At 70.1% G+C, this 9,250-nt stretch carries 7 protein-coding genes; 1 reads left to right on the top strand and 6 read right to left on the bottom strand.

Annotation, left to right across the window (positions count from 1 at the left end; translation table 11 throughout):
* The 3 genes from ADBZ5U_RS09920 to ADBZ5U_RS09910 all read right to left on the bottom strand — a co-directional run.
* A partial coding sequence (locus tag ADBZ5U_RS09920) for a hypothetical protein (protein ID WP_526264900.1) occupies positions 1 to 238 on the bottom strand: 238 nt, incomplete at its 3' end.
* Positions 235 to 1,263, bottom strand: coding sequence for an inorganic phosphate transporter (locus ADBZ5U_RS09915; RefSeq protein ID WP_526264898.1), 1,029 nt, complete (start codon positions 1,261 to 1,263; stop codon positions 235 to 237). The genes ADBZ5U_RS09915 and ADBZ5U_RS09920, both read right to left, overlap by 4 nt.
* 76 nt (positions 1,264 to 1,339) lie before the next feature.
* Entirely contained in the window at positions 1,340 to 3,067 is a 1,728-nt protein-coding gene (locus tag ADBZ5U_RS09910; RefSeq protein ID WP_526264896.1) for an amidohydrolase, read from the bottom strand.
* A gap of 43 nt (positions 3,068 to 3,110) precedes the next feature.
* Between ADBZ5U_RS09910 and ADBZ5U_RS09905 the strand changes: the two genes are divergently transcribed.
* Positions 3,111 to 4,493, top strand: a complete 1,383-nt coding sequence (locus ADBZ5U_RS09905; protein ID WP_526264894.1) for an MBL fold metallo-hydrolase RNA specificity domain-containing protein — start codon at positions 3,111 to 3,113, stop codon at positions 4,491 to 4,493.
* 6 nt (positions 4,494 to 4,499) lie between these two features.
* Here ADBZ5U_RS09905 and ADBZ5U_RS09900 read toward each other — a convergent pair whose 3' ends face one another.
* The 3 genes from ADBZ5U_RS09900 to ADBZ5U_RS09890 are packed head-to-tail and all read right to left on the bottom strand — an operon-like array spanning position 4,500 to position 8,989.
* On the bottom strand, positions 4,500 to 6,161 hold the full coding sequence (locus ADBZ5U_RS09900; protein WP_526264902.1) for a GTPase: 1,662 nt from the start codon (positions 6,159 to 6,161) through the stop codon (positions 4,500 to 4,502).
* Positions 6,149 to 7,951, bottom strand: coding sequence for a GTPase family protein (locus ADBZ5U_RS09895; RefSeq protein ID WP_526264892.1), 1,803 nt, complete (start codon positions 7,949 to 7,951; stop codon positions 6,149 to 6,151). Before ADBZ5U_RS09895 ends, ADBZ5U_RS09900 begins: the two co-directional genes overlap by 13 nt.
* A gap of 30 nt (positions 7,952 to 7,981) precedes the next feature.
* Complete coding sequence (locus ADBZ5U_RS09890) at positions 7,982 to 8,989, bottom strand: glycoside hydrolase family 6 protein (protein WP_526264890.1); 1,008 nt, start codon at positions 8,987 to 8,989, stop codon at positions 7,982 to 7,984.
* Between the last annotated feature and the right edge of the window lie 261 nt (positions 8,990 to 9,250).

Raw genomic sequence — 9,250 nt, 5'->3', positions numbered from 1 at the left:
GGAACAGGTCCTCCGGTTGCAGCGGAGTGGTGAAGGCCTCGCTGACCGCGTCGACCAACTGCCGCCGCACCTCGTCGCAGTCGTGTTCGGCGGCACGCACATCCTCGGCGCGGCCGGTGTCCCCGGCCGCCCAGTCGGCGAACGCGTCCATTCCGCGCACGGTGATGTCGGCCTGGTTCTGCAGCATGCCGATCACGTCGGGGGTCTCCGGCAGGAACCAGCGGGTCGAGGAACTCACAGCGTTGCCCTCCAGATGAGTAGGACCAGGACGGCCAGCAGAGCGGCCGCGGGAATGGTGGTCAGCCAGGCGACGCCCATCTCCCGCACGATCTGCCACCGGACATGCTTCCAGCGGCGCCGGCCAGCACCGACGCCGACGACCGAGGAGGCGACCACCTGGGTGGTGCTGACCGGCGCTCCGACGAGAGAGGCTCCGAGGATCACCGCCGTGGACGAGGCCTGGCTGGAGAAGGAGTCCAACGGGGTCAGGGTAAAGATCTTCTGACCGATGGTCTTGACGATGCGCCACCCGCCCAGCGCGGTCCCCGCGGTCAGCGCCAGGCCGGTGACGACCTTGGCCCACAACGGGACCGTCATCGTCGTGGTCTGACCCGACGCCAGCAGCAGCACCGCGATGACGCCCATCGCCTTCTGGGCGTCGTTGCCGCCGTGGCTGAACGAAAGTCCCGCCGCCGCAACCCATCCGCCGCCGCGGACCGGTCCGATCCACCGCGTGGTCCACCGGCGTGAGATCCCCCGCAGGAACCGCAGCAGCACGAACGCCACGGCGAAACCCAGTGGCGGAGAGACGAACAGCGCCACCAGAACGCCGATCACCCCGCTGGGATGCCAACCGTGCATGCCTCCCCACTGCACCGACTTCAGGCCGCCCGTGCCGGAGATGATCCCGTCGGCGACGGCGGCGCCGACGAGTCCGCCGACCAGGGCGTGCCCCGAGGACGACGGAAGACCGCGCCACCAGGTGATGACGTTCCAGGCGGTCGCCCCGGCCAGGCCCGCCCCGACCACGGCCACCATCTGGGTCTGCGGCACCGTGACGATCTTGCCGATGGTGTCGGCGACGGCGGTGCCCAACAGGACGGCCCCGGCCATGTTGAACACGGCCGACAGGACCACCGCCTGGCCCGGGGTGGCGCCGCGGGTGGCGACCAGGGTCGCGATGGCGTTGGACGCGTCGTGGAACCCGTTGGTCAGTGCGAAGGCGACGGCGAGGCCGATGGCGATGATGAGCCCGGTTTCCACCCTCCACCTCCCGCGCTCACTTTAGTTGAACCGGCGGTGAACGGCCCGCCTGCGGCGCGCTCGGACCGATGTGTTCTCAGCAGCACTTCCGCGCGGCGACCTCGGTGGCGACCTGCCGGTGCTCGGTGGGATCGACGGCCTTCACCGCGGCGACGTAACCGTCGATGTCGATCTTCCGGCCGCCCACCCAGGTGCCGAGAACCTTGACCTGCTCGACGATCCGGTCGGCCGGAACGGTGTAGATGTCGGCCGAGAGCTCGACCAGATCGGCGTACTTGCCGACCGCCAGGGATCCGATCTCGTGGTCACGTCTGAGTTGGTACGCGCCGTTGATGGTGATCGCCTTCAGCGCGTCGTCGAGGGTTACGGCCTGGTTGGCGCCATGGACGTTGCCCGCCAGGGTCCTGCGGGTCACCGTCTGCTGCACATTCAGCAATTGGTTGGGCGGGGTCACCGATCCGTCGTTGTGGTAGCTGGGCGTCACCCCCGCCTCGAAGGCGTCCCGGATCCGTTGCCACTGCGCGCCGTATTCCGGTGCGAACATCACACCGTCGAGCAGATCGCCCCAGTAGATGTACTGGAAGGGGCTCAGGGAGCAGGTGACCCCGAGTGCGGCCGCCCGCTCGAACTGATCCCGCCGGGCCGCACCGAGATGTTCCACCCGCCAGCGGTGGTCCGAGCCCAGCAGATTGAACTTCGCGAGCGCCCGGGCATAGGCGTCGAGCACGACGTCGAACCCGACATCGCCGTTGCAGTGGAATGCGATCTGGTAGCTGGTGGGGACGATCTCGTCGAGGATCGCGTCCAACTGGGCGCGGGTGTAGTTCAGCTGCCCTTCCCCGCGTGGACCAAGTTCGATCTGCGCGGTGCGGGTAGTCGGGTTATCAAGGTACTCAAAGGAAATCGCGATGTTGCCCAGCCATGGCGAGCCGTCGGCCCACAGTTTCACACCGACTTTCCGGACCAGTTCGGGATTCGGGAAAGTGATGTCGGCGGCGGCGTCGGGCTCGATGGACATGTGGTAGAGATGCAGCCGCAGCGGACATCCGGGCACCGACGCCAGGGCGGCGTAGGCCTGGTACTGCCGCGAGTTGTAGGTGTGCTCCGAGGTGGCGGTGATCCCGTTCTGCGCCATCAGCTTGTAGAACAGCGCCCCGGAGTGCAGCGGGTGCGGGATGGCCTTGGGCAGCACCTGCCCGATCACCATCATGATCGCCCCGGATTCGAACGCGGTGCCGTTGCTGGTGACGCCGTCGGCCTCGCGGCCGAAGCTGCCGCCCACCGGGTCGGCCGGCGCCTTGCCGTCGGGCCAGCCCAGCATCTTGATCGTCGCACTGTTGAAGTACAGGCCGTGCCCGGAGTTGTCCACGGCGACGACCGGCCGGTCCCCGAAGATCGGGTCGAGCACCTCGCGGGTCGGCAACGGTGCCTGCTGCAGCAGGCGGTCGACGCCGTTGAAGACCAGGGCCTCCCCCGGTGGGTGCTCCTTGTCGGCCTTGGCGAAGATCGCCTTGACGTCGTCCCAGGTCTTCACGCCGACGTTCGGCGAGACCCAGTAGGCCGGCTCCTGGGTGGCCATCCCGGACAGCAGCGGATGACTGTGCGGCTCAACGAAGCCCGGCATCAGCACCGTGCCGCTCAGGTCGGTCACCGCCGCTGACGGCGCGACGGCCTGGACCTCCGCCATCGAGCCGATCGCGGCGATCCGACCGGTGGCCGAGTCGATCGCCAGGGCGCGAGCCCGCGGCCGGGCGGGGTCCATGGTGATGATGGTGGACGCTTTCAGGATCAGGTCGGCTGCCATGAACTCTTTCCTACCTCATCGCGTGCTCTGGAACACTGAACAGATGAGCCGCGAAAGACGGTCCGAACTCACCCTGTGCAGTCTGGGGGCGGCCAGCACGGTGACCGGTTCCAAACACCTGCTGGAGAGCGGAGGCAGGCGGATCCTGGTCGACTGCGGCCTCTTCCAGGGTGTGAAGAACGTTCGCGAACTGAATTGGGACCCACTCGCGGTCGAGCCGTCCAGCATCGACGCGGTGGTCATCACCCACGCCCACCTTGATCACAGCGGTTACCTCCCGCGGTTGGTTCGGGAGGGATTCAGCGGGCCGATCCTGTCCACCCCGGCGACCGCGGCCGTCGCCGAGATCATCCTGCGGGACAGCGCCTACCTGCAGGAGCGCGACGCGGCGTTCCTCAACAAGCACAGGGCATCGAAACATCACCCGGCGCTGCCGTTGTACGACAGCGACGACGCCCGCCGGGCGATGGACCTGTTCACCACCCATCCGTTCGGGCGCGAGTTCAGCCTGTGGGACTCCGGCCCGGTGGTGACGTTCCGCCGCGCCGGCCACATTCTCGGGGCGGCCACCGTCGAAGTGCGTTGGCAGGGGCGCCGCGTCGTCTTCACCGGCGACCTGGGCCGCTACGACGACCCGATCATGCTCGATCCCGACCCGGTGACCGCGGCCGACTACCTGGTGATGGAATCCACCTACGGCGACCGGGTGCACGAGAAGACCGACCCCGTCGAAGTGCTCGCCGCGGTGATCGACGCGACGGTCCAACGGGGCGGCACGCTGGTGGTCCCGGCCTTCGCCGTGGGCCGGGCGCAGACGCTGCTCTACCACCTGTGGCAGCTTCGCTGCGCCGGGCGGTTGCCGGATGTGCCGATCTACCTGGACAGCCCGATGGCGATCAACGCCAGCGAACTGCTCGGCGAGTTCCGCGACGACCACCGTCTGACACCGGACGTCTACCAGGGAATGTGCGCGATGGCCGGCTACACCCGGGATGCCGAGGAGTCCAAGAAGATCTCGGCCAGCACCGCTCCCAAGATCGTCATCTCCGCCAGCGGCATGGCCACCGGGGGTCGAATCCTGCATCACCTCAAGGCATTCGCGCCGGATCCGCGAAACACCATCATGGTCACCGGCTACCAGGTTCCGGGTACCCGAGGCGCCGCGATCGCCGCCGGTGAGCGGTTCGTCAGGATCCACGGCGAGTGGGTGCCGATCAACGCGCACGTGGCGGATCTGGCCATGCTGTCCGCACATGCCGACGCCGATGAGCTCATCCGCTGGGCCTCCGGATTCACCTCCCCGCCGCGGCGGGTCTTCGTCGTCCACGGCGAGCCGCAGCCGGCGGACACCCTGCGCAGCCACCTGGGCCGCGAATTCGGCTGGGACGCGGTCGTTCCCCGGCCCAACCAGCTGTTCGAGCTTTGACCGCCGTCAGCCGCCGCGGGCGGCGCTGAGCGCGCCGCGGAACCGATCCACGGTGGCCAGTTCGGCGGCCACCGGCGCGGCGATCTCCTGTTCGGCGACGACTCCGACCTCGGCTCGGAGGGCCTGGCGCGCGGCGCGCCCAGCTCTCCTGGCGCTGCCGCGGGCCAGCACCCGTCCGACCGCGGCGAGCACCAGACCACCGAGCAGTCCCACGATGAGCAGCAGCGTGGGCACCGGAAAGCCTTCGACATTCGGCGCCTGCATGACGTGGAACTGGAAGTAGGCCAACGCCGCCATGCCCAGCAGCCACAGCCCCCCGGCCACCGCGACGGCGAACAGCAGCCACTGCAGCACCGCGAACACCGACCACCAACGCGGGTCGCGGGGCGGCACCAACGGTGCGCGGGTGACGGCCTGGTCGAGACTGTCGGTCAGTGCGGCCGACGCGCGGTCGGCCACCGCCCGGGTGCTCTGCACCCAGGCCTGCGGCGCCCCGGCACTGGCCTTGTCGACATAGTCGAGGACCGCGCTGTTGGCGCGGGCCTTCGCGACCGGGTCATTGGAGGGCAGTGACGACCGCACGAGTCTGGGATCGACGCCCGGGCGCTCCAGACGCAACTGCGAAACCGGGTCCTTACGCAGGCGCGCAATCCATTTCAGCGGCGGCCATCCGATGGCCTGGACCGCCTTGCGCTGGCTGGACTTCTCGATCGCGGCTTCGATCACCGGAGCCCCGGCCGCGTCGGTCAGCGCATCGGTGAGCCGTCCCAGGTCCCCCGCACCGGCCACCGGGGTCCCCGGGTCCTCGGCGGAGCGGGCCAGAGTGTCGGCGGCGGTGGCGACGTCGGCGGCCAGTCGGGCGACGGCCGTGCGGCGACTGGCCACCGCCGCCAGGATCCGTTCGGCCAGGGCCTCCAGGCCTTCACCGCTGCGGTTGGACGCGCCCAGCACCACCGCGTCGGACAAGCCGTCCTCGGCCACCAGTCGGCGCAGATGGGCCAGGCATTGGGCGGCGTCGGCCACGGGCAGTCTGTCGACCTGGTTGAGCACCACGACGGTGACGTCGTCGTGCCGGGCGAAGCGGCGCAGGTACTGCTCGTGCACCAGGGCGTCGGCGTACTTCTGCGGGTCCAGGACCCACACCATCAGATCGACCCGTTCCACGAAGTGGTCGACGTGGGCGCGGTGGGAGGAATGAGTGGAGTCATGATCGGGAAGGTCGATCAGCACCAGGTCGGCCAGTGCCGCGGCGCCACCGGAGGCGACATGCCAGCGGGTCACCCCCAGCCAGTCCAGCAGTGCCAGGATCTCCGGGGTTTCCTGCCAGACCGCCGCCAGCGGTTCGGACGTGGTGGGGCGCAGCACCCCCGCCTTGGCGACCTCCTCGCCGACGATCGAGTTGAACAGGGTGCTCTTTCCCGCACCGGTGGAACCGGCGAACGCCACCACGGTGAGTTGTTCGGACAACCCCCGGCGGGCCTGCGCGCGTTCGGTCACCGAACGGGCCTGGGCCACGGCCTGCGGCGGCAGCCGGCCGTCGCCGAGATCGGCGGCCTCGGCCAGGGCGGCCAGCCGACGGTCCAGGGCGGCCCCGTCGACCATCGGCGGCTGGTCGGCGCGCAGGGGGTTCAGCCGCGCCAGCAGTTCCTTCATCATCAGCCGTTCCACCAATCCCGCAGCGTTTCGCGCCAGTTGCGCCGCGGCGCGCCCTGTTCGCCGGGAGCCGGCGGCAGCAGGGCCTCGGCGTCCTCTGCGTCACGGGCCCTCTGCACCTGGCGGGTCACCTCCTGCAGTCGGGCCGGAAGCTCCGGATCGAGTTCCAGCGCGTCCACCCGCGACAGGAAGCGGCCCTTCTCCTCGTCCATCAGCTCGGCCACCCGTTCCTTCAGTTTCGCCATGGCGGCCTTGGACATCCGGCGCACACCGTCCTCACCGAAGACCGCCTCGAGCAGTTTCTGCGCAAGAACCGTTGAGGCGCTGGCGATTCCGACCTCAGCACCGGTCAGGCCGCCGGTGGTGGAGAACACCGCCACCATCAGCGCCAGCGTGATGGCGTTGACCCCGTAGGCCATCGCCCGGGCCGTCTGCCGCTTGTCGGCCCCCTCGGTGCGGATCAGGTTCAGCAGATCGTCCTGCCAGGCCCGTACCAGCGCAGCGGCCCGGTCCGGGAAGTCGGCCGACGCGCGCGCCAGATCCGACCCGGCCAGCAGTGCCCGGCCGGCGTCATCCTCCCGCCAGGCCCGGTCGGCTCGGCGCGCCGCTTCGTTCGCGGAGTCGACCAGCAGGGTGGCCAGACCCGATTCGATCGCCTCGCTGACCCGCTCCGGCGGCGCCGGTTCGCCGCGGACCGCCGCACCGAGCCGGTCCCGCAGTCGGCCGACACCCTCTTCGAGGCGCTTGAGCATCTGCCCGGTGCCGACGAACTCCTGCCAGCGAGCCAGCACCTCGCCGCGCATGAGCGACCCGTCGGATGCGACCTGTTCCAGCCCGGCGACCGCCTGGGCATAGGCCTTCTCCACATCGGCACGCAGCCGGCCGGCGGTATTCAGTTGTCCGGCAACCGCTTCGGTGATGGTCGGCATGTCAGAGGCGATCTGTCCGACCGCGCCGTCGACGGTGCGCCGGGCGACGGCCGAGCGCATCGCCGCGTCGGCGACCAGGCTGTTGAGCCAGCGATGCATTTCCGCGGTGCGGTCGGCCGGCAGCATTCCGTCGACCAACGGCGACTCCGCGATGACGAACAGCGGTGCGTTGCCGAGGCGTTCCTCGGCCAGCATCTGGCGGACATGGGCGGTGACCTCGACCATCGCCTCGGGTGGCACCCGGTTGAGGACGATGACCACCGCTGCGTTGCGGTCGACCGCCGCACGAAGCGCGGCCCACGGCACGGCGTCGGCGTAGCGGGAGGCGGTGGTGACGAAGAACCAGAGGTCGGCGGCGGCCATCAGCATCCCGGCCATCTGGCGATTGGTTTGGGACACCGAGTCCAGGTCGGGGGCGTCGAGCAGACCCAGGCCGGCCGGGACCGTGTCGACGGACACCAGGCGCAGTCCGAACACGTCGTCGGTGCCGGGTGTGCAGGCGCCCGAGACGGTGCCCCCGGTGATGCGCGGCAGCCTCGGCAGGATGTGGTCGGAGGCGAACCAGTCCGCGTCGGCCGGGTTGTGCGCCAGCACCGGGTGCCTGGTGGTGGGCCGAAGCACGCCCGGGGTGGTCACCGGGGTGCCGACCAGCCGGTTGACCAGAGTGGACTTGCCGCTGCCGGTCGAGCCGCCGACGACGGCCAGCAGCGGCGCGTCGGCGTCTCGAAGGCGCGGCAGGACGTAGTCGTCGAGTTGGTTGGCGAAGCTCCCCGCCATCGCCCGCGCGGCGTCGGCGCCCTGGGCGGGCAGCGGGATACGCACCTGTCCCAGCGCCTCGCGCAGCGACTCCAGCGGGGCCAGCAATGATCCGGACATCGCTACATCGTGCCCTAGACCGTTGCCGGATCAGCCCCCGTTTCGGACAAGGGCGATGGCCAACTCGTTGACGAACCGTCCACCAGGGGCGTCACCGGCGTTGCAGGACCCGTCGGATTCACCGGGACGCTTGATCCAGAGGTAGGCGTCGGCGTGCGCGCCGGCGGTGGCCGTGGTGGGCGCCGAACCCAGCGCCCGGCCGGGCGGGTTGCACCAGTCGAGGGCGACGCCGGTGGCCGGACCGGCGCCGTTGCGCGAGGTGTCGATGACATAGTGGGCGCCGCCGGTCATCCCGGAGATCGCCTCGCCGTAGCCGATCTCCTCCTCGGTGGTGAAGAAGTTCGCGGTGTTGAGGCTGAAACCGCGGGCCTTCGCCACCCCCGCCTGCCGGAGTCGGTCGGCCATCACGTCGGCAGCCGTCCACCGGGAGTGGCCCGCGTCTACGTAGACGACGGCGGCCGGGTCGCGGGTCAGCGCATCCACCGCGTAGCTGATCAGTGCGAAGCGCTCCTGCTGCTGGTCCGGCGAGAGGCAGTCGGCCATGGCCAGGGCGTCGGGTTCCAGGACGATCGCGGCCGGCATCGAGCCCAGACCGGCGGCGACCGCGTCGACCCATCCTCGGTAGGCGTCAGCCGACCCGAACCCGCCGGCCATGTAGCTTCCGCAGTCGCGGTGCGGGATGGCGTAGAGCGTGAAGACCGGCGTGGCGCCGGCGGCCTGGGCCGCGCCCGCAAAGCGCGACACCGTCGCGGTCACCCGGCCGGCCGGGAAGGCCTCGTCGAGCCAGAACGACGCCGGGGTGTCGGCGATGGCCCTCAACTCCGGACTCGACGGATCGTTCCTCGCCGCGAGCATCGCCGAGGAGATCGGGTCGACGTAGAACGGCCTGCCGGCCAACGGGTTGGACCCGTCGACCAGGCGGATGGCCGGGGCCGGAACGGAGGGGACCGGGGCGGCGAGCACGCCGGCGCCCGCGAGGGCCGCCGCCGCCGCCGGGGCGACAGCCCGGCCGAGGACACGGAGAACTGAGGAAATCACCCCAAGAAAATAAAGGGGGACAGGGCGATTCGGCTAATGTTCAGCGCCCGGCCCGGCGCGCGACGGCGCATCCGTCACAGCAGCCCCAGCAGTAACGAGTTCGGCTGTCCTGAAGGGACCCGTTACTCCAATCGGGGGACAACGCGTTGGGCCGGTATCGGGCCCAACCGGTGGAGTCCCGGCGACACGGAGGCGGCGCAGAGTGATCGGTACGAGCACACCGAGCACACCGAGCACAGGAGCACAGGAGCACAGGAGCAC

This window comes from Mycobacterium sp., assembly GCF_040398885.1.
In the GTDB taxonomy this organism is placed as follows: Bacteria; Actinomycetota; Actinomycetes; order Mycobacteriales; family Mycobacteriaceae; genus Mycobacterium.
Note: the sequence above shows the minus strand (reverse complement) of the source record. Positions and strands in the feature narration are given on the sequence as shown.